Annotated in this window: 1 protein-coding gene and 1 pseudogene; one reads left to right on the top strand and one right to left on the bottom strand. The window is 32.5% G+C overall.

Going from position 1 to position 1338, the window contains the following annotated elements; genetic code table 11:
* Nucleotides 1-164, bottom strand: a pseudogene (locus tag IDG60_RS14340) (IS6 family transposase); the annotation flags it as partial.
* A gap of 35 nt (nucleotides 165-199) precedes the next feature.
* Here IDG60_RS14340 and IDG60_RS14335 point away from each other — a divergent pair.
* Nucleotides 200-589 carry a hydroxymethylglutaryl-CoA synthase gene (locus tag IDG60_RS14335; RefSeq protein WP_346767039.1) on the top strand — a complete coding sequence of 130 codons (390 nt, stop codon included), beginning with the start codon at nucleotides 200-202 and terminating at the stop codon, nucleotides 587-589.
* Nucleotides 590-1338: the final 749 nt, after the last annotated feature.

Genomic DNA, 1338 nt, shown 5'->3' with positions numbered 1-1338 from the left:
GCATATTCTTGAACCCAACGGTAGACCGTTGAATGATGAACGTTTACACCACGTTCCCTTAATATTTCAGATATATCACGATAACTCAATGTATATCTTAGATAGTAGCCAACGGCTACAGTGATAACATCCTTGTTAAATTGTTTATATCTGAAATAGTTCATACAGAAGACTCCTTTTTGTTAAAATTATACTATAAATTCAACTTTGCAACAGAACCGTATTATGGAATAGAGATTTTGGTAACATTTATACAGGATCATTATACTTAAGTTTAATTTCGTTATTACAGAACCACACATTCCAACCAGAAGAGAAAGTATGTCTATTTAGTTATGGTTCAGGAGCAGTAGGAGAAATCTTTAGTGGTTCAATCGTTAAAGGATATGACAAAGCATTAGATAAAGAGAAACACTTAAATATGCTAGAATCTAGAGAGCAATTATCAGTCGAAGAATACGAAACATTCTTTAACAGATTTGATAATCAAGAATTTGATTTCGAACGTGAATTGACACAAGATCCATATTCAAAAGTATACTTATACAGTATAGAAGACCATATCAGAACATATAAGATAGAGAAATAAACTAGTGACCGATTGTGCTTGATGAGCTTGGGACATAAATCCTAACTCGAAATAAATAAGCATATCACTAAACTGATTTTTTAAAGTTTACAGTGATATGCTTATTTTTTTATCTTACGATTTTGTACGTGCATGCTTGCCTAGGGGTATGGCTCGAGCCATTAGTCTCTCGCACATACTATTCCCTCAGGCGTCAGCACTTACAAAATCGGTTGTAATTTTCATTTTTATACGCATTCTTACTGAGATTATACTAATAAGAGGAATAGTAAAAGCAATTCTAAGTAAAATTGCAGATAAGAGGTTTGTTAAAAGCAGTTCTAAGTAAAATTACAGATAAGAGGTACGTTAAAAGCAGTTCTAAGTAAAATTGCAGATAAGAGGTTTGTTAAAAGCAGTTCTAAGTAAAATTGCAGATAAGAGGTACGTTAAAAGCAATTCCATGCAAAATTGCTGATAAGGGGTAAGTTAAAAGCAGTTCTCAGTAAAATTGCAGATAAGAGGTACGTTAAAAGCAGTTCTAAGTAAAATTGCAGATAAGAGGTGCGTTAAAAGCAATTCCATGCAAAATTGCTGATAAGGGGTAAGTTAAAAGCAATCCTAAGTAAAATTGCAGATAAGAGGTAAGTTAAAAGCAATCCTAAGTAAAATTGCAGATAAGGGGTACAGAAAAACTAGACTTGATTACAAAATGGAGCTTGGGACATAAATGATTTTTTAAAAATGAGATGAGACGTAGATTAACTCCA

The organism is Staphylococcus sp. EG-SA-2 (assembly GCF_017152085.1).
Note: the sequence above shows the minus strand (reverse complement) of the source record. Positions and strands in the feature narration are given on the sequence as shown.